16 protein-coding genes are annotated in these 18,982 nt (G+C 62.7%); 6 read left to right on the forward strand and 10 right to left on the reverse strand.

From position 1 onward, the window contains the following. Window positions 1-5: 5 nt before the first annotated feature. From mdtD to yccS, 4 genes are all read left to right on the forward strand, one after another. Window positions 6-1,436, forward strand: a complete 1,431-nt coding sequence (gene mdtD, locus ACMGF8_RS02575) for a multidrug transporter subunit MdtD (protein ID WP_102862025.1) — start codon at window positions 6-8, stop codon at window positions 1,434-1,436. 242 nt (window positions 1,437-1,678) lie between these two features. Beyond that, window positions 1,679-3,016, forward strand: coding sequence for an ATP-dependent RNA helicase DbpA (gene dbpA, locus ACMGF8_RS02580; protein ID WP_242553955.1), 1,338 nt, complete (start codon window positions 1,679-1,681; stop codon window positions 3,014-3,016). A gap of 160 nt (window positions 3,017-3,176) precedes the next feature. Continuing rightward, window positions 3,177-4,355 carry an NAD(P)/FAD-dependent oxidoreductase gene (locus ACMGF8_RS02585; RefSeq protein WP_416758600.1) on the forward strand — a complete coding sequence of 393 codons (1,179 nt, stop codon included), beginning with the start codon at window positions 3,177-3,179 and terminating at the stop codon, window positions 4,353-4,355. A 229-nt stretch (window positions 4,356-4,584) separates the two neighbouring features. Then, entirely contained in the window at window positions 4,585-6,777 is a 2,193-nt protein-coding gene (gene yccS, locus ACMGF8_RS02590; protein WP_115581123.1) for a YccS family putative transporter, read from the forward strand. Between the two features lie 92 nt (window positions 6,778-6,869). Here yccS and ACMGF8_RS02595 read toward each other — a convergent pair whose 3' ends face one another. Then, window positions 6,870-7,607 (reverse strand): substrate-binding periplasmic protein, encoded by a 738-nt coding sequence (locus tag ACMGF8_RS02595; RefSeq protein WP_416758602.1) that lies wholly within the window; start codon window positions 7,605-7,607, stop codon window positions 6,870-6,872. A gap of 277 nt (window positions 7,608-7,884) precedes the next feature. On the opposite strand from ACMGF8_RS02595, the gene ACMGF8_RS02600 reads away from it, so the two are divergent. Continuing rightward, a complete protein-coding gene (locus ACMGF8_RS02600; protein ID WP_102862028.1) occupies window positions 7,885-8,337 on the forward strand; it encodes a GNAT family N-acetyltransferase in 453 nt (150 codons plus the stop codon). A gap of 3 nt (window positions 8,338-8,340) precedes the next feature. Here ACMGF8_RS02600 and ACMGF8_RS02605 read toward each other — a convergent pair whose 3' ends face one another. Genes ACMGF8_RS02605 through ACMGF8_RS02615 form a run of 3 tightly spaced genes read right to left on the reverse strand, consistent with a single transcriptional unit; the run spans window position 8,341 to window position 11,339 of the window. Next, window positions 8,341-8,637 carry a winged helix-turn-helix domain-containing protein gene (locus ACMGF8_RS02605; protein ID WP_102862029.1) on the reverse strand — a complete coding sequence of 99 codons (297 nt, stop codon included), beginning with the start codon at window positions 8,635-8,637 and terminating at the stop codon, window positions 8,341-8,343. Window positions 8,638-8,660: 23 nt separating this feature from the next. Further along, window positions 8,661-9,173 carry a M48 family metallopeptidase gene (locus ACMGF8_RS02610; RefSeq protein WP_102881129.1) on the reverse strand — a complete coding sequence of 171 codons (513 nt, stop codon included), beginning with the start codon at window positions 9,171-9,173 and terminating at the stop codon, window positions 8,661-8,663. A 42-nt stretch (window positions 9,174-9,215) separates the two neighbouring features. Then, complete coding sequence (locus ACMGF8_RS02615; protein ID WP_102862031.1) at window positions 9,216-11,339, reverse strand: putative bifunctional diguanylate cyclase/phosphodiesterase; 2,124 nt, start codon at window positions 11,337-11,339, stop codon at window positions 9,216-9,218. Between the two features lie 319 nt (window positions 11,340-11,658). On the opposite strand from ACMGF8_RS02615, the gene ACMGF8_RS02620 reads away from it, so the two are divergent. Next, window positions 11,659-12,330, forward strand: coding sequence for a polysaccharide lyase family 7 protein (locus ACMGF8_RS02620; RefSeq protein WP_102862032.1), 672 nt, complete (start codon window positions 11,659-11,661; stop codon window positions 12,328-12,330). Window positions 12,331-12,403: 73 nt separating this feature from the next. Here ACMGF8_RS02620 and fba read toward each other — a convergent pair whose 3' ends face one another. From fba to tkt, 6 genes are all read right to left on the reverse strand, one after another. Continuing rightward, a complete protein-coding gene (gene fba, locus ACMGF8_RS02625; RefSeq protein ID WP_416758606.1) occupies window positions 12,404-13,468 on the reverse strand; it encodes a class II fructose-bisphosphate aldolase in 1,065 nt (354 codons plus the stop codon). Window positions 13,469-13,677: 209 nt separating this feature from the next. After that, window positions 13,678-14,007: an MliC family protein gene (locus tag ACMGF8_RS02630; RefSeq protein ID WP_305949077.1), complete on the reverse strand. Its 330-nt coding sequence runs from the start codon at window positions 14,005-14,007 to the stop codon at window positions 13,678-13,680. 60 nt (window positions 14,008-14,067) lie between these two features. Beyond that, a complete protein-coding gene (locus ACMGF8_RS02635) occupies window positions 14,068-14,289 on the reverse strand; it encodes a hypothetical protein (RefSeq protein WP_102862034.1) in 222 nt (73 codons plus the stop codon). 32 nt (window positions 14,290-14,321) lie between these two features. Further along, window positions 14,322-15,485: a phosphoglycerate kinase gene (locus tag ACMGF8_RS02640; RefSeq protein WP_102862035.1), complete on the reverse strand. Its 1,164-nt coding sequence runs from the start codon at window positions 15,483-15,485 to the stop codon at window positions 14,322-14,324. Window positions 15,486-15,502: 17 nt separating this feature from the next. Next, complete coding sequence (gene epd, locus ACMGF8_RS02645) at window positions 15,503-16,582, reverse strand: erythrose-4-phosphate dehydrogenase (protein WP_102862036.1); 1,080 nt, start codon at window positions 16,580-16,582, stop codon at window positions 15,503-15,505. Window positions 16,583-16,739: 157 nt separating this feature from the next. After that, window positions 16,740-18,737 carry a transketolase gene (gene tkt, locus ACMGF8_RS02650; protein ID WP_102862037.1) on the reverse strand — a complete coding sequence of 666 codons (1,998 nt, stop codon included), beginning with the start codon at window positions 18,735-18,737 and terminating at the stop codon, window positions 16,740-16,742. Window positions 18,738-18,982: the final 245 nt, after the last annotated feature.

Consider the following 18,982-nt stretch of genomic DNA (forward strand, 5'->3'; position numbering starts at 1 on the left):
GTCCCATGCCCGAACGCCCGCCTCTCGACGCTACCACCGCCCGCTGGCTGCCCTGGGTGGTGGCCATCGCCTTCTTCATGCAATCCCTGGACGGCACCATCCTCAATACGGCGCTGCCGGCCATGGCCCAGGACCTGGCGGAAGACCCGCTGCGCATGCAGGGGGTGATCATTGCCTACATGCTCACCGTGGCCCTGCTGATCCCAGCGTCCGGCTGGATCGCCGACCGCTTCGGCACCAAGAAGATCTTCTTCGGCGCCATCTTGATCTTCAGCATCGGCTCCCTGCTGTGCGCGATGTCCAACACCCTGAGCCAACTGATCGGCGCCCGGGTGATCCAGGGCCTGGGCGGGGCACTGATGCTGCCGGTGGGACGGCTGGTGGTGCTGCGGGCCTACCCGCGCTCGGAGCTGGTGCGGATCATGGGCTTCATCACCATTCCCGGCCTGCTGGGCCCGCTGATCGGCCCGACCATGGGCGGCTGGATGGTGCAGTACCTGACCTGGCACTGGATCTTTCTGATCAACCTGCCGGTGGGCGTCGTCGGCTGCTATGCGGTGTGGCGTTTTATCCCAGACCTGCGAGGCAGCGAGCGCACCCGTTTCGATGGCCTGGGCTTTGTGCTGTTCGGCGCGGCGATGGTGCTGATCACCATTGCCATGGAAGGCCTGGGGGAATTGCACCTGCCGCACCTGCGGGTAATGTTGCTGCTGTTTGGTGGGCTGGCCTGCCTGGCGGCCTATTGGCTGCGGGCCGTGCACACCGATAACCCGCTGTTTGCGCCCTCGCTATTCAAGGTACGAACCTTTGCCGTGGGCATCCTCGGCAACCTGTTCGCCCGCCTGGGCAGCGGTGCCCTGCCGTTCCTGGTGCCGCTACTGCTGCAGGTGGCGCTGGGTTATTCACCGTCTCAGGCGGGGATGAGCATGCTGCCCCTGGCGGCCGCGGCGATGCTGGCCAAGTCCATTGCCCGGCCCCTGATCGAGCGCCTGGGCTACCGCATCGTGCTCACCGGCAACACCCTGGCCCTGGGGCTGATGCTGGCCAGCATGGGGCTGGTCAGCGAGCACACGCCTTATCCCCTGCTGCTGGGCATGCTGGCGGTGCTGGGGGCGATCAACTCGCTGCAGTTCACCGCGATGAACACCGTGACCCTGATCGACCTCGACGATGCCGCCGCCAGCAGCGGCAACAGCCTGTTGTCGGTGGTGGCGCAGCTGTCCCTGAGCCTGGGGGTGGCCTGTGCCGGTGCGCTGCTAGGCGGTTTTACTGCACAAGTAGGCAATGACGGAGTGAACACCGTGCTCGGCGCCTTCCAGCTGACCTTCCTCACCGTGGGCATCATGGCGATGCTGGCGGCGGCGATCTTCCTCCAGCTGTCGCCCACCGATGGCCGAAGGGCGCGCAAGGTCGAGGAACAGCACATCGAGCATTGAGCCGCACACTTCCCTCCGTAGGAGCCGGCTCGCCGGCGAAGAGCCCCCGAGCCCTGCGCCAAACTCCCGGTCGCCTTCGCTGGCCAGCCAGCTCCTACACAACACCGCCCCTGCGCGGTTGCTCGTCCAGAATTTGCAGGTTGTGGGAGCGAGACTGATACACTGCGCGACATTTTGTTTTGCAGGCCAGTCCCGTGACCACCATTGCCACCGCTTTTAATACTTTGCCCCTGTCTCCCGCCATGCTGGCTAACCTCGACTCCCTCGGTTATGCCCAGATGACGCCGATCCAGGCGCAGAGCTTGCCGGTGATCCTCAAGGGCATGGACCTGATCGCCCAGGCCAAGACCGGCAGCGGCAAGACCGCGGCCTTCGGCATCGGCCTGCTGAACCCGATCAACCCGCGCTACTTCGGCTGCCAGGCCCTGGTGATCTGTCCGACCCGCGAGCTGGCCGACCAGGTGGCCAAGGAAATCCGGCGCCTGGCCCGTGCCGAAGACAACATCAAGGTCCTGACCCTGTGCGGCGGCGTGTCCTTCGGTCCGCAGATCGCCTCCCTGGAACACGGCGCCCACATCATCGTCGGCACCCCGGGGCGTATCCAGCAACACCTGCGCAAGGGTTCGCTGGTGCTTGATGGCCTGAACACGCTGATCCTCGACGAAGCCGACCGCATGCTCGACATGGGTTTCTACGACGCCATCGAAGACATCATCGAGCAGACCCCGTCGCGCCGGCAGACCCTGCTGTTCTCCGCCACGTACCCGGTGGGCATCAAGCAACTGGCGTCGAAGTTCATGCGTGATCCGCAGACGGTGAAAGCCGAAGCGTTCCACGACGACACGCAGATCGAACAGCGTTTCTACGAGATTTCCCCGGAAGAACGCATGAGCGCTGTGACCAAAGTCCTGCACCACTTCCGCCCGGCTTCCTGCGTCGCTTTCTGCTTCACCAAGCAGCAAGTGCAGGAAACCGTCGATCACCTGACCTCCAAAGGCATTTCCGCCGTCGGCCTGCATGGCGATCTGGAACAGCGTGACCGCGATCAGGTGCTGGCGATGTTCGCCAACCGCAGTACGTCGGTACTGGTCGCCACCGACGTGGCCGCCCGCGGCCTGGACATCGATGCGCTGGACATGGTGATCAACGTCGAGCTGGCCCGCGATTCGGAAATCCACATTCACCGCGTCGGCCGTACCGGTCGCGCTGGCGAAAAAGGCATCGCGGTCAGCCTCGTCGCACCGTCCGAAGCCCATCGCGCGCAAGCCATCGAACAGCTGCAGAAAGCCCCGCTGAACTGGGATCAGGTCGACAACCTCAAGTCCCAGGGCGGCGCCCCGCTGCAGCCACCGATGAGCACCCTGTGCATCGCGGGCGGGCGCAAGGACAAAGTGCGCCCGGGCGATATTCTCGGTGCACTGACTGGCGACGCCGGCATCCCGGGCGCCCAGGTCGGCAAGATCGCGATCTTCGACTTCCAGTCGTATGTGGCGGTTGATCGCAGCGTGGTCATGCAGGCCCTGCAGCGCTTGAACAACGGCAAGATCAAGGGCCGTTCGCTGCGCGTGCGCGTCCTCTAACCCCACTGCTTGGCCTGTAGCCTCTGCCACAGGCTGCGATCGATCTGGGCGGCACTCCGTACGAAGGGGCGCTGGATCTTGAGATCGCTGAAGGCCTTCGGCCTTATCGCAGCCTGCGGCAGCGGCTACAGGGTCATTCGCTCCTAACGAGGACTCCGTTTTGCGTTCTACCGAAGTCGTGATCATCGGCGCTGGCGCCGCCGGCCTGATGTGCGCCCTGACCGCGGCCGGCCGGGGCCGCCAGGTGCTGTTGCTGGACCACGCCAACAAGGCCGGCAAGAAAATCCTGATGTCCGGCGGTGGCCGCTGCAATTTCACCAACATGTACACCGAGCCCGCCAACTTCCTTTCGCAGAATCCGCATTTCTGCAAATCGGCCCTGGCCCGCTACACCCAGTGGGACTTCATCGGCCTGGTGGCCAAGCACGGCGTGCCCTACCACGAGAAGAAACTCGGCCAGCTGTTCTGCGATAACAAGTCCAGCGACATCCTCGGCATGCTGCTCGACGAATGCGATCAGGTCGGCGTCGAACTGCGCCTGGACACCTCGATCCAGCAGATCGAAAAGCTTGCAGCCGGCTATCTACTGCAGACCACCCTGGGCGCGGTGCAGTGCCAATCCCTGGTGATCGCCACCGGCGGCCTGTCGATCCCGACCCTGGGTGCTACCGGTTTTGGCTATCAGGTCGCCAAGCAGTTCGGCCATGAACTGCTGCCGACCCGTGCCGGCCTGGTGCCCTTCACCATCACCGATCAGCTCAAGGAACTGTGCAGCGAGTTGTCGGGCACCTCGGTGGACTGTCTGGTGAGCTGCAACGAGCAGAGCTTTCGCGAGAACATCCTGTTCACTCATCGGGGCCTCAGCGGCCCGGCGATCCTGCAGATTTCGTCCTACTGGCAACCCGGCGACAGTGTCGAGATCAACCTGCTGCCAGATCACGACGCCCTCGGCTGGCTGCAACAGCAGCAGGCCGAGCGCCCCAACAGCGAGCTGAAAACCCTGCTGGGGGAAATCTTCACCAAGAAGATGGCCGGCCTGCTGGCCGAGCACTGGTTCGTCTCCAAGCCGATGAAGCAGTACACCCCGGCGGAACTGGCGGACGTGGCGCAAAAACTCGGCAGCTGGCAGTTGGTGCCGGCGGGCACCGAGGGCTACCGCACCGCCGAAGTGACCCTGGGCGGGGTCGATACCCGCGAGGTGTCGTCCAAGACCATGGAATCGCTGAAGAGCCCGGGGCTGTATTTCATCGGTGAAGTGCTGGACGTCACCGGCCACCTGGGCGGCTTCAACTTCCAGTGGGCCTGGGCCTCGGGCTACGCGGCGGCGCAATACGTCTGAGCCGCTGTGCATCCCTGTAGGCGCTGCCGCAGGCTGCGAACGCCCCGAAGGGGCGCGGCGATCCAATGTCCGCTGAGGTCCTACGGCCCTGTCGCAGCCTACGGCAGCGGCTACAGGCGCCCGACCGGCAACGGCAACAGAATTTGCCGGCGGATGTGACGACGGCATTGCGCCGTCGTCAATACTGGCTCAATTTAGCTGCATCGCCCCGGAAGGCCTGTCCCACTCCATGTCATCGACTTCTTTTCGTCAGTCTCTGCGCCGCCTCTGGGCGCTGGATAAATTCAGCTACAGCGTGCGGGTGTTCATCGCCCTGACTGGCAGCATGGCGCTGTGCTGGTATCAGGATGAGATGGGCCTGCTGATTCCACTGTTTCTCGGCATCATCGCCAGCGCCCTGGCGGAAACCGACGACAGCTGGCAAGGCCGGCTCAACGCCCTGGCCGTGACCCTGGTGTGCTTCAGCATCGCCGCGCTGTCGGTGGAACTGTTGTTCCCCTACCCCTGGATCTTCGCCATTGCCCTGGCCCTGGCCAGCTTCGGCCTGACCATGCTCGGGGCCCTGGGGGAACGCTATGGCGCCATCGCCTCGGCGACCCTGATTCTCTCGGTCTACACCATGATCGGCGTCGACCAGCGCGGCGGCGCGGTGATCGACTTCTGGCACGAGCCGCTGCTGCTGGTAGCCGGCGCGGCCTGGTATGGCCTGCTCTCGGTCCTCTGGCAGGCGCTGTTCTCCAACCAGCCGGTGCAGCAGAGCCTGGCCCGGCTGTTTCGTGAGCTGGGTTTCTACCTCAAGCTCAAGTCATCCCTGTTCGAGCCGATCCGCCAGTTGGATGTGGAAGCCCGGCGCCTGGAGCTGGCCCAGCAAAATGGCAAGGTCGTGGCAGCTCTCAACGCCGCCAAGGAGATCATCCTGCACCGGGTGGGCAATGGCCGGCCGGGGTCGAAAGTCAGCCGCTACCTGAAGCTGTACTTCCTGGCCCAGGACATCCACGAGCGCGCCAGTTCGTCCCATTACCCCTATAACGCCCTGACCGACGCCTTCTTCCACAGCGACGTGCTGTTTCGCTGCCAGCGCCTGTTGCGCCAGCAGGGCAAGGCCTGCCGCGCCCTGGCCGAATCCATCCAGCTGCGTCAGCCGTTCGTCTATGACGCCAGCTTCGCCGAGGCCCTGAGCGACCTGCACGCCTCCCTGGAACACCTGCGCATCCAGAGCAACCCGGCCTGGCGCGGGCTGCTGCGCTCGCTGCGCGCCCTGGCGGCCAACCTTGGCACCCTCGACCGCCTGCTCAGCGACGCCAGCAACCCTGACGCCCTGGCCGATGCCACCGACAGCAGCCTGCTGGACCGCTCGCCGCGCAACCTCAAGGATGTCTGGACTCGCCTGCGCACCCAGCTGACACCGACGTCACTGCTGTTCCGCCATGCCCTGCGCCTGCCCCTGGCGCTGAGTATCGGCTACGGCATGGTGCATCTGATCCACCCATCCCAGGGCTACTGGATCATCCTCACCACGCTGTTCGTCTGCCAGCCCAACTACGGCGCCACCCGGCGCAAGCTGGGCCAAAGGATCGTCGGCACCGCCATCGGCCTGACCATCGCCTGGGCGCTGTTCGACCTGTTCCCGAGCCCCTTGGTGCAATCGCTGTTCGCCATCGCCGCCGGGGTGGTGTTCTTTACCAACCGCACCACCCGCTACACCCTGGCCACAGCCGCCATCACCCTGATGGTGCTGTTCTGCTTCAACCAGGTGGGCGACGGTTACGGGCTGTTCCTGCCGCGGCTGTTCGATACCCTGCTGGGCAGCCTGATCGCCGGGCTGGCGGTGTTCCTGTTCCTGCCGGACTGGCAGGGCCGACGCCTGAACAAGGTGCTGGCCAACACCCTGACCTGCAACAGCATCTACCTGCGCCAGATCATGCAGCAGTACGCCGCGGGCAAAAGCGACGACCTGGCCTACCGGCTGGCCCGGCGCAACGCCCACAACGCCGATGCGGCGCTGTCCACCACCCTGGCCAACATGCTCATGGAGCCGGGGCATTTCCGTAAGGAAGCCGACGTGGGGTTCCGCTTCCTGGTGCTGTCCCACACCTTGCTCAGCTACCTGTCGGGGTTGGGCGCGCACCGGGAAACCCAACTGCCGGGGGAAGTCCGCGAGCACCTGATCGACGGTGCCGGGGTCAGCCTGGCGGCGAGCATCGACGAGATTGCCCAGGGCCTGGCCAACAAGACCCCGATCGCCATCCAGAGCGATGCCGAGGAAGCGTTGGCCAATGAGCTGGAGCAGATGCCGGATGAAATCGACGAAGGCCAGCGTCTGGTGCAGACCCAGCTGGCACTGATCTGTCGACAACTGGGCCCGTTGCGGACCCTGGCGGCGCACCTGATCAAAGACACCAGCGACACCGAAAAACCGTAGGAATAGGCCTGTCGGCGAAAGGGGCCGCAAGATTAATGCAAGGTCCGGGGCCGCGCTCGCTGGCAAGCCAACTGATGCAGCCCCCTGTTCGGTTACATACCGTGCTGGCGCAACAGCCGGTCGTAGCTGCCGTCGGCCTTCATGGCGGCAATTTCCCGGTCGAACTTGGCAACGATCTGCGCGTGTTCGGGGTTTTTCAGGCTGACCAGGATATGCAGGCCGTTCTCGCTCAGGGGCTTGGGCAGGAACTCCACGGCGTTGCGCACCCGAGGCGATTCCCGGGCCAGGTAGTAGCGGGCGACGTATTCGTCTTCCAGAGTCAGCTTGACCCGGCCCGCCGCCAGCATGCGCACGGCCATGGCGAAGTTGTGCACCAGAACTTTCTGCAGGTTCGGGTCGTTGTCGAACTCCGGCGAATAGGCGTAGCCACGCACTACCGCCACCGGGTACTCATGCAGTTGCTTGAGGTTGTTGTATTCCAGCGAGGCATCCTTGCGCTTGATGAAGCGCACTCGGTTGACCAGGTACTCCGAGGAAAACTGCCCCAGATGGGTGCGCTCTTCGTTGTACCAGGCATTGACCAGTACGTCGTAGCGCCCCTCGCCAACCCCCATCAGAGCCCGAGCCCAGGGCACCTGCTCGAACTCGCTGGCATAGCCGGCACGGGACAGGGCGGTGCTGACGATATCGGTGGCCACCCCGCCGTTGACCAGGGTCGCGTCGGTAAAGGGGGGCCAGGCGTCAGCGACCAGGCGCAGCTTCTGTGCAGAAGCGCTGTGGCCCAGCAACAGCAATCCGATCAAAGCCAAAGCTCGATGCAATCGCAGCATGCTAAAAGATCCTTAGCGGGCACAGGGCCCAGCGCATTCCAGCCGACACTCGAGGGCCCCTGCCGGTATTCGACAGGGCAGCCCAGCCCCTAACACTAGCTCATCAAAACCGCTGCACAGGACTTGAAAACAGATTACACAAAGAAGACAAAGGCCAGTAACAACAATGGTGGCATTTTGACCTAACTCACAGAAACAGCCTCTGGGTGCTGCTCGACAAGACATCCGGCGGCGATGTGCCTAGTATTTCGCACAGCACTTTCTACAGGATATGAAGATGACCATCGAATGGGTCTGCAAGCATCACACCGATCTGGGCAAGGAACAGTTGTACGCCATCCTGCAACTGCGCACCGAAGTCTTTGTCGTGGAACAGAAATGCCCCTACCAGGAAGTGGACGGCCGCGACCTTGAAGGCGATACCTGCCACTTGATGGCCTGGGACGACGACCGCCTGCTGGCCTATCTGCGCCTGCTGGACCCGATCTCCCAAGGCGGCGACGTCGTGATCGGCCGCGTAGTGATCGCCGAACAGGCCCGTGGCCAGGGCTTGGGTCATGCCCTGATGGAGCAGGCGCTGAAACAGGCACAACGGCACTGGCCAGAAACCCCGATCTACCTCTCGGCCCAGGCCCATCTGCAGGATTACTACGGACGCTACGGCTTCATCGTCGCGGGTGAGGAATACCTTGAGGACGGCATTCCCCATATCGGCATGCGCCGGGCCTGAGACTCAGGGATAACCCAGCACTGTCTTGATCTGCCGCAGATTGGGCTCGATCCAGCCCTTGTCGATGGCCCCCCAGCTATGGATCCGGTAGCGTCCGGCATGATTGCGGGCGCCATCCTGCTGCTCGAACTCGCAGAGAATGTCCAGATCCGCCAGGGCGGCGATGGTGTCCTGGGCGGTGCGTCGGGGCATGCCCGTGACTTCGGTCAGCGCCGGCACACTGCTGGCCAGGCCGCTGTCGATCAGATACGCCACATACAGGCGGCGGTAGAAACTGCTCTTGGTCTTGCTGACATCCATCGCCTACTCCCTTTCACTAAGCACTAATCCGCCGCTCCTGCCTTGGCTTGCAGGTCGCGCCAGGTCAGGTAGACCCGCAGGTCGAACTCCAGCTGGTGATAGCCCGGCAGCATATGCTCGCAGAGCTTGTAGAACGCCTTGTTGTGATCCGACTCCTTGAAGTGCGCCAGCTCGTGCACCACGATCATCCGCAAGAACTCCGGCGCCGCCTCCTTGAACAGGGAGGCGATGCGGATCTCCTTCTTGGCCTTGAGCTTGCCGCCCTGCACCCGGGACACCGTGGTGTGCAGGCCCAGGGCGCGGTGGGTCAGGTCCAGGCGGTTATCGAACAGCACCTTGTCGATGGCCGGGGCGTTGCGCAGGTATTCCTGCTTCAGTTCCAGAGCGTAGTTGTACAACGCCTTGTCGCTCTGTACCGCGTGCTTGTGCGGATAGCGCCGGCTCAGGTAGTCCCCCAGGCGATCTTCGTCGATCAGCTGGCGCACTTGCTGTTGCAGGGCGACGGGGTAGGCCTGAAGGTATTTGAGTGCAGTCATGAAGGGGCAGCGCAAGGTGCAAAGAGCGCCAGTGTAGCGAATTCAGGCCGGCAACGCGCTCCAGTCAAAAGGCTGGGCAAACTGACTGGCACTGTTGGCAGTCAGGGGGCGCGCCACCAGGAAACCCTGCACATATTCACAACCATTGGCTTTGAGCCACTCGAATTGCTCGAGGGTTTCCACGCCTTCGGCAATCACCAGCAGGCCGAACTGTTTGCACAGATCGATCACGCTGCGGGCGATGGCGGCATCTCGCGGCGAAGTCAGCAGACGAGCGATCAGGTGCCGGTCAAGCTTGAGGGTGTCCAACTGCAGGTCACGCAGGTACGCCAGACAGCAGCTGCCTGATCCGAAATCGTCCAGGGCCACCCGCACCCCCAGTTCATGCAACTGCTGCAACTGCTTGCGGGTCTCGTCCAGGTTCTGGGTCAGTGCCGCCTCGGTCACCTCCACCTCCAGCTGACGAGGCAGCAGGCCATGGCGCAACAACACCTGGCGCAGTTCGGTTGCCAGGTTGGGCATGCCGAACTGGGTAGCGCTGAGGCTGACCCCCAACACCAGGTCCGGGCTGAACACCTGTTCCCAATCCTTGCGCTGAGCGGCGCCCTGCTGATAGATCCAACTGCCCAGGCGGCTGATCAACCGTGCCTCTTCCAGCAACGGCAGAAACAGCCCCGGCGGTACATCGCCGACACTCGGGTGCCGCCAGCGCAGCAACGCCTCGAACCCTCGCAAGCGGCCATCGGCAATGGCCACCTGGGGCTGATACACCAGGGTGAACTCCTTGCGCTCCACCGCGCTGCGCACGCTTTCTTCAAGCATCAGCCGGGACCGGGCACGGCCGTTCATTTCATGGTCGTAGTAACGGTACTGCTGACGGCCGGCACGCTTGGCCTCGTACATGGCGATATCCGCCGCGCGCAACAGGCCATCCAGATTGGAACCGCAGTCAGGGTAGATGGCGATGCCAATGCTGGCCCCCAGCACCACCTCCATGCCATCGATCTGCTGGCTGATGGACAGGCGTTCGATCAGTTTTTCGGCGATTTTTGCCGCCTGCTCCGGGAAGCTCAGCTCCAGCAGGGCCGTGAACTCGTCGCCGCCCATGCGCCCGAGAATATCGAACGAATGCAGGCATTCCTTCAACTGCTCGGAGACCCAGCGCAGCACCCGGTCACCGGCATCGTGCCCCAGGGAGTCGTTGACTCGTTTGAAGCCGTCCAGGTCCAGGTAGAGCAGCACCAGAGACTTTCCCGAGCGATCGCTGCGCAGCAGGATGTTCTCCACGGTCTGATAGAAACCGCGCCGGTTGAGCAGGCCCGTCAGCGGATCGGTAACGGCCTGGTACTCCAGCTGTTGATGCAGGTGTCGAACCTCGGACATGTCCAGCAAGGTCACCACCATGGCCTTCTGTTCGCTGGGCAGGGGCGCGCAGGACAGGGCCACACAGATCTGCTGGCCGGGGACGGTACGCAACAGGGCGTCATGCAGACGATAGGTCTCGCCCCTGCGGTAGCAGGCGTAGAGCTCGGATTCGTTCCAGTCGGGGACGTGGGGCTTTTGCAGGTAATCGAGGAAGGGCGAACCTTCCAGATCTTGCACCTGGGCATTGAGCAAGCGCGAGACCGCTGGATTGGCGAAGCGCACATGGCCGCCTTCGTCCACCACCAGGATGCCTTCGGCGGCGTTGTCCAACACCGCGGCGTTGAACGCTCGCGCCACCTCCAGATCATGACTGAGGTGCTGCAGGGCTCGGCGGTTGCGCTGTTGCTCCAGCAAAGCCTGGACCTTGGGCTTGAGGATCTGCGGGTCGAAGGGTTTGAACAGGTAGTCCACTGCGCCACTGGCGTAGCCCTTGATCACGGCATCCTGGGACTGCTCGTTCGCGGTGAGGAAGATGATCGGTGTCAGCCGGGTACGCTGGCTGCCGCGCATCAGTCGAGCCACCTCAAAACCATCCATGCCGGGCATCTGCACATCCAGCAGCACCAGATCCACCTCATGCTCGAGCAACAGGCCCAGGGCCTCGACACCGGAGGCAGCGGTCATCACCCGCCAGTCCTGGCGCTGCAACAGAGCACGCATGCTTAGGAGATTTTCAGGATAGTCATCAACGATCAGAAGAGTGGAGTGGCCTTCGGCCACCTCCGGGTGCACGCATTCCATGCTGCTTCTCTTGCCTGTAATAAGACTGAGCGGGTGAGAAAACCTGGCTAAAACTGTGAATTCACTCTAGACCCGGATCTTGAAAAGCAGAAGCCGCCATGACGCCATCACTCCGCCAATGGCGCCGACTCCCGACTAACGGTCACAGTTGTGCAGCATAAAAACCGGGAAGGATGGCATTTCGATATTTTGCTGACGTCAGATATCCGCCGTACGGACCTCGCCCGGCATCCGTTCTGCGTTATAAAGACGCCCGAAGAAGCGCAGGCTAAAGCCCTCGGCGACCTGCACCAGACCTTTCCTTGCGGAACCTCTCACCATGATCGATCTGGCAACCTGGAACCTCAGCGTTCCCGTCGGCAGCCCACCGGCAACCATTGACACCCCCGCCCTGGTCAAAGGCTTCAAGGACCAGTACTTCCACTCCGATAGCGGCACCCTGTTCTTCTGGTCGCCGGTGACCGGATCAAAAACCGAGAACGCCATCTACCCGCGCACCGAGCTGCGGGAAACCTATTCCAACGGAAACCTGCGCAACTGGACCTATCCCGAGGCCGACAACCTGTTGTACGCCACCCTGGCAGTGAAGCAGGTGCCCTCATCGGGCAAGATCGTCGTCGGCCAGATCCATGCCTACAACAGCACCAAGCCCCTGGTGAAAGTGGAGTACCAGTACAAGACCCGCCAGGGCAGCGGCAATGTCGTGGCCAAGGTGCGCATGCGCCCGGATGACGACGAAGGCCGGGTCATCACCATCGCCAGGAACGTGCCCATGGATCGGGAGTTTTCCTACCTGATCCACCTGAGCCCCGGTGGTGCCCTGGGGATCAGTGCTGCGGGCTATCAATGGGATGGCCAACTGAGCGCCACCTGGCGCGACAAGCCGCTGTATTTCAAGGCTGGCGTTTATGTCCAGGACAACAGCGGCTACACCAGCGAGGGCGGCAAGGTGACCTTCTCCAAGCTGGATATCGACCACAACAAAATCTAACCCCGTCTCTGTGCAGGAATCCCAGGCACAAAAAAGCCCGCATCGCTGCGGGCTTTCCGGATGACGCTAAGGCTTAGTTGACCTTGGAGTTCAGCTCACCCTTGAGGTAGCGCTGGAACATCGCTTCCAGGGAGATCGGCTTGATCTTCGAAGCGTTGCCGGCAGTGCCGAAGGCTTCGTAACGGGCGATGCACACGTCGCGCATGGCGGTCACGGTGGCACCGAAGAACTTGCGTGGGTCGAACTCGCTCGGGTTGGTGGCCATCAGGCGACGCATGGCACCGGTGGACGCCAGGCGCAGGTCGGTATCGATGTTGACCTTGCGCACGCCGTACTTGATGCCTTCGACGATTTCTTCAACCGGCACGCCGTAGGTTTCTTTGATGTCGCCGCCGTACTGGTTGATGATCGCCAGCCACTCCTGCGGAACCGACGAAGAACCGTGCATCACCAAGTGGGTGTTGGGAATGCGCTTGTGGATTTCCTTGATGCGGTCGATGGCCAGCACGTCGCCGGTAGGCGGCTTGGTGAACTTGTAGGCACCGTGGCTGGTGCCGATGGCGATGGCCAGGGCGTCGACCTGGGTCTTCTTGACGAAGTCCGCGGCCTCTTCCGGATCGGTCAGCATCTGGCTGTGGTCCAGCACGCCTTCGGCACCGATGCCATCTTCTTCACCGGCCATGCCGGTTTCCAGGGAACCCAGGCAGCCCAGCTCGCCTTCTACCGACACGCCGCAGGCGTGGGCCATGGCCACGGTCTGTTGGGTGACGCGCACGTTGTATTCGTAGTCGGTCGGCGTCTTGCCGTCTTCGCCCAGGGAGCCGTCCATCATCACCGAGGAGAAGCCCAGTTGGATGGAACGCTGGCAGACGTCAGGGCTGGTGCCGTGGTCCTGGTGCATGCACACCGGGATATGTGGGAACTCTTCGATCGCCGCCAGGATCAGGTGACGCAGGAACGGCGCACCGGCGTACTTGCGCGCACCGGCGGACGCCTGAACGATCACCGGGGAGTCAGTCTTGTCAGCGGCTTCCATGATGGCGCGCATCTGCTCAAGGTTGTTGACGTTGAAGGCTGGGACGCCGTAGCCGAACTCGGCTGCGTGGTCCAGCATCTGGCGCATGCTGATGAGTGCCATTGTGTGTGTCTCTCCCGGTCGAGGGTCGTTAATCGTGCAAGCCTGCCGTAGCGGCGACTGCTATTCAAGTGATTGCAGATCGGGGGTCAGCCCGCCCTGTTGTATCTGTTAAAACCAAATCTCTACAGCCCTTCAGGAACCAGTTCGCCGGTAAAGGGGCCCTTGACCTTGCACCGGCCTGGACGCCGCCTTGGCTGGCAAGCCAGCTGCTACTGGGCCTTGCAGCCGCGGCCGATCAAGTCATTGGTGGCGACCCAGTAAACCAGGCCCTCTTCACCCTTGACGTGAAGCGCCAGCATGTCATCGCTGTACAGCGAACCCGAACCACTGGGCTCAAGCTTAAGGCGCCGAACCTGATCGTCGCCCCCCAGGCGCACGTCGACCGCCTTGCGGCTGTCGTCGGTGTAGCGCCAAAGCACTTGTGCCTGGCTGTCACACACCCAGGTCGTCCAGTTGTCGGGAGCCGGCGACTTGAGCAGGTTCAGGTTGGCGCACCCTGCCAGCAAGCCCAGCATCGCCACGGCGATCAAACCTTTCATCGATGTTCCTCGGCTGACAGCCCACAGGCCCCAGCGCGTTGCGTTAACCAATCCGACCCGTCAAGGGCAGCCCTGTTCCCTGGTCTTTGACGGTGTCTCGTACTTCTCCAGGCCCTCTGGGCCCAGACGCTTGTTAATCACCGGCGCCGTCTCGGCCTGCCAATCGGCCTGATAGCAGCCTTTGTCCGGCTCACCGGCCTCATCGGCCGATTTTACCTGCGCAGTGCCGGAGCACCCCGCCAGCAAAGCCGCGGCGATCAACAGTGGCAATGTCTTGACCATCAGAACACTCCTTTGCCCGGCCAACGGGAATCTCAGGCCTTGGCCCGGGCTTCCAGGACTTCAACCGCCGGCAGTACCTTGCCCTCGACGAACTCGAGGAAAGCGCCGCCACCGGTAGAAATGTAGGAGATCTGCTGGGCCACGCCATACTTGTCGATGGCCGCCAGGGTGTCGCCACCGCCAGCAATGGAGAACGCGGCGCTGTCGGCGATGGCCTGGGCCAGCACTTGGGTGCCGTTGCCGAACTGGTCGAATTCGAACACGCCTACCGGACCGTTCCAGAGGATGGTCTTGGAGGATTTCAGCAGCTCGGCGAACTGCGCGGCAGTCTGTGGACCGATGTCGAGGATCATGTCGTCAGCGGCAACATCAGCGATCAGCTTGACGGTAGCTTCGGCGCTTTCGGCGAACTCCTTGGCCACGACCACGTCCACCGGCAGCGGTACGCTGACCTTGGCGGCGATGGCACGGGCGGTGTCCAAGAGGTCCGGCTCGTACAGCGACTTGCCCACCGGATGCCCGGCAGCGGCCAGGAAGGTGTTGGCGATGCCGCCACCGACGATCAACTGGTCGCAGATCTGGCTCAGGCTGTTGAGCACATCCAGCTTGGTGGACACCTTGGAACCGGCAACGATGGCCGCCATCGGCTTGGCCGGGTTGCCCAGGGCCTTGCCCAGCGCCTCCAGCTCAGCAGCCAGCAGAGGACCTGCAGCGGCTACTTTGGCGAACTTGGCCACGCCATGGGTCGAACCCTCGGCGCGGTGCGCGGTGCCAAAAGCATCCATCACGAACACGTCGCACAGGGCAGCGTATTGCTGGGCCAATTCGTCGGCGTTCTTTTTCTCGCCCTTGTTGAAGCGCACGTTTTCGAACAGCACGATGTCGCCGGCCTTGACCTCGACACCACCCAGGTAGTCGGCCACCAGTGGCACTTCACGGCCCAGGGCGCGGCTCAGGTAATCGGCTACCGGCTTGAGGCTGTTCTCGGCAGAGAACTCGCCTTCGGTCGGGCGGCCCAGGTGCGAGCAGACCATCACCGCCGCGCCTTTTTCCAGGGCCAGCTTGATGGTCGGCAGCGAAGCCAGGATCCGCGCATCGCTGGTGACAACACCGTCCTTGACTGGGACGTTGAGGTCTTCGCGGATCAGTACGCGCTTACCTTGCAGATCGAGGTCGGTCATCTTCAACACGGTCATGGGTCGCAATTCCTGGGTTACTGTTGTTCAGAAACAGAGAGTTTAGAGTCAGAGCGTGGAGTGGCTGTTTGCAGGTAGTGCCCAGCAACATCCAGCATCCGGTTGGCAAAGCCCCATTCGTTGTCGAACCAGGCCAGGATGTTCACCAGCCGAGGGCCGGAAACGCGGGTCTGACTGGCATCGACGATCGCCGAATGGGGATCATGATTGAAATCACAGCTGGCGTGAGGCAACTCGGTATAGGCCAGCAAGCCCTTGAGCGGACCGCTGGTGGCGGCCTCGCGCAGAATCCGGTTGACCTCGGTGGCGTCGGTATCGCTCACGGTCTGCATGGTGATATCCAGGCAGGACACATTGACCGTCGGCACTCGCACAGCTTTGGCCTGAATTCGCCCGGCAAGTTCCGGCAACAAGCGCTCGATACCACGCGCCAGACCAGTGGACACCGGGATCACCGACTGGAACGCCGAACGGGTCCGACGCAGATCCTCGTGGTGATAGGCGTCGATCACCGGCTGGTCGTTCATCGCCGAGTGAATGGTGGTGATCGACACATATTCCAGGCCGATGGCCTGATCCAGCAGGCGTAACAGCGGCACACCACAGTTGGTGGTGCAGGAGGCGTTGGAGACCAGCAGCTCGGCGCCGGTCAGACACTCCTGGTTGACCCCGTAAACGATAGTGGCATCGACATCCGCCTCGCTGGCCATCGGCTGGGAGAACAGCACCCGTGGCGCGCCGGCGTCGAGGAAACGCTGGCCGTCTGCCCGGGTGTGGTAGGCACCGGAGCATTCCAGCACCAGATCGACGTCCAGGGACGCCCAATCGATGCCTTCAGGGGTGGCACTGCGCAGCACTTTCACGCAGTTGCCATTGATATGCAGACAGTCGCCATCGACCTTCACCTCGCCGGGAAACCGGCCGTGGGTCGAGTCGAAGCGTGTCAGGTATTCAACACTGGCCATGTCGGCCAGATCGTTGATGGCGACGATCTCGAATCCAGCCGCAGCCCCCCGCTCGAACAGAGCACGCAAGACGCAACGACCAACCCGGCCGTAGCCGTTGAGTGCAACTTTATAGGGACGCGATTGAGGCATGGGGTTCTCGATCAGGCACAGGCAGACGAACTTGTTATACGCACCCCATCGCAGTAGCTGGCTTGCCAGCGATCAGCGGCGCGTCAGGCAGGCCGCGAATCGCTGGCAAGCCAGCGCCTACAAAGGGATCGCGGTGGCTGGGCCACCGCGTGCTTTTTTAGTCTTCCAGCAGCTCTTCGGCCTGGCCCAGGATGTTGTCCAGGGTGAAACCGAACTCTTCGAACAAGGCCGGCGCAGGCGCCGACTCGCCGTAGGTGGTCATGCCGATCACCCGGCCTTCCAGACCCACGTACTTGTACCAGAAGTCGGCGTGAGCAGCTTCGATGGCGATCCGCGCGCTGACCTGCAACGGCAGAACCGATTGCTTGTAGCCCGCGTCCTGAGCGTCGAACACGCTGGTGCACGGCATGGAAACCACGCGCACTTTGCGGCCCTGCTCAGTCAGCTTGTCGAAAGCCTGGACCGCCAGGCCCACTTCCGAACCGGTGGCAATCAGGATCAGCTCAGGCTCGCCTGCGCAGTCTTTCAACACGTAGCCACCGCGGCTGATGTCGGCGATCTGCCCGGCATCACGGGTTTGGTGTTGCAGGTTCTGGCGGGAGAAGATCAGCGCCGATGGGCCGTCCTTGCGCTCCAGGGCGTACTTCCAGGACACCGCCGATTCCACGGCATCGGCTGGGCGCCAGGTGTCGAGGTTCGGGGTGCTGCGCAGGCTGGTCAGTTGCTCGATCGGCTGGTGAGTCGGGCCGTCTTCGCCCAGACCGATGGAGTCGTGGGTGTAGACGTGGATCACCCGCTGTTTCATCAGCGCCGACATGCGCACTGCGTTGCGGGCGTATTCCATGAACATCAGGAAGGTCGCGCCGTAAGGCACCAGGCCACCGTGCAAGGCAACGCCGTTCATGATGGCGGTCATGCCGAACTCGCGCACGCCGTAGTACATGTAGTTGCCGCTGGCATCTTCAGCGCTGACGCCCTTGCAGCCTTTCCACAGGGTCAGGTTGGAGCCGGCCAGGTCAGCCGAGCCGCCGAGGAATTCAGGCAGCAGCGGGCCGAAGGCGTTCAGGGTGTTCTGACTGGCTTTACGGCTGGCGATGGTTTCGCCCTTGGCCGCGACTTCAGCGATATAGGCGTTGGCCTTCTCGGCAAAGTCCGCGGGCAGATCGCCCGCAAGGCGACGTACCAGTTCATTGGCTTCGGCAGGGAACGCAGCGGAGTAGGCGGCGAAACGCTGATCCCACTCGGCTTCCACGGCGCGACCGGCTTCCTTGGCGTCCCACTCGGCGTAGATGTCGGCCGGGATTTCGAACGGGCCATGGTTCCATTTCAGCGCGGCGCGGGTCAGGGCGATTTCCTCGGCACCCAGTGGCGCGCCGTGGCAGTCTTCCTTGCCCTGCTTGTTCGGCGAACCGAAACCGATGGTGGTCTTGCAGCAGATCAGGGTCGGCAACGGGCTCTTGCGCGCGGTGTCGATGGCCGTCTTGATCTCTTCCGGATCGTGGCCGTCGACATTGCGGATCACTTGCCAGTTGTAGGCTTCGAAACGCTTGGGCGTGTCGTCAGTGAACCAGCCTTCGACTTCACCGTCGATGGAGATGCCGTTGTCATCGTAGAAGGCGATCAGTTTGCCCAGGCCCAGGGTGCCGGCCAGGGAGGCCACTTCGTGGGAAATGCCTTCCATCATGCAGCCATCACCCAGGAATACGTAGGTGTGGTGATCAACGATGTCGTGACCTGGACGGTTGAACTGCGCCGCCAGGACTTTTTCCGCCAGGGCGAAGCCCACGGCATTGGCCAGGCCCTGACCCAGTGGGCCAGTGGTGGTTTCCACACCCGGGGTATAGCCGAATTCCGGGTGGCCCGGAGTGCGGCTGTGCAGTTGGCGGAAGTTCTTCAGGTCATCGATCGACAGGTCGTAGCCGGTCAGGTGCAGCAGCGAGTAGATCAGCATCGAGCCGTGACCGTTGGACAGCACGAAGCGGTCACGGTCGGCGAAGGATGGATTGCTCGGGTTGTGCTTGAGGTAGTCACGCCAAAGTACTTCGGCGATATCCGCCATACCCATGGGGGCACCTGGATGGCCGCTGTTGGCTTTTTGCACGGCATCCATGCTGAGGGCACGAATGGCGTTGGCACGCTCACGACGGCTGGGCATCGCTGATCTCCTGAGGATTGAATAAAACGAAACGGAAAAAAGGCCTGCATTTTCCCTCAGGCGTCTGGCGGGGGCAATGACAGATAGTCACTCAGGCATGTTTTTCCCAAGGATAAGTACTCAATCCACTGGAGAAACCCGCTCGCCGTTCGTTGACAAGGCAACGAACGGCTCTGGCAAAGGCCCCTGCAACACCAATATCAAAAAGTTTTGATATTGGTGTTGCAGGGCTTTGCAGGCACCTC

Origin of the sequence: Pseudomonas sp. BNK-7 (assembly GCF_048072025.1) — a bacterium.
GTDB classification, from domain to species: domain Bacteria; phylum Pseudomonadota; class Gammaproteobacteria; order Pseudomonadales; family Pseudomonadaceae; genus Aquipseudomonas; species Aquipseudomonas danubii.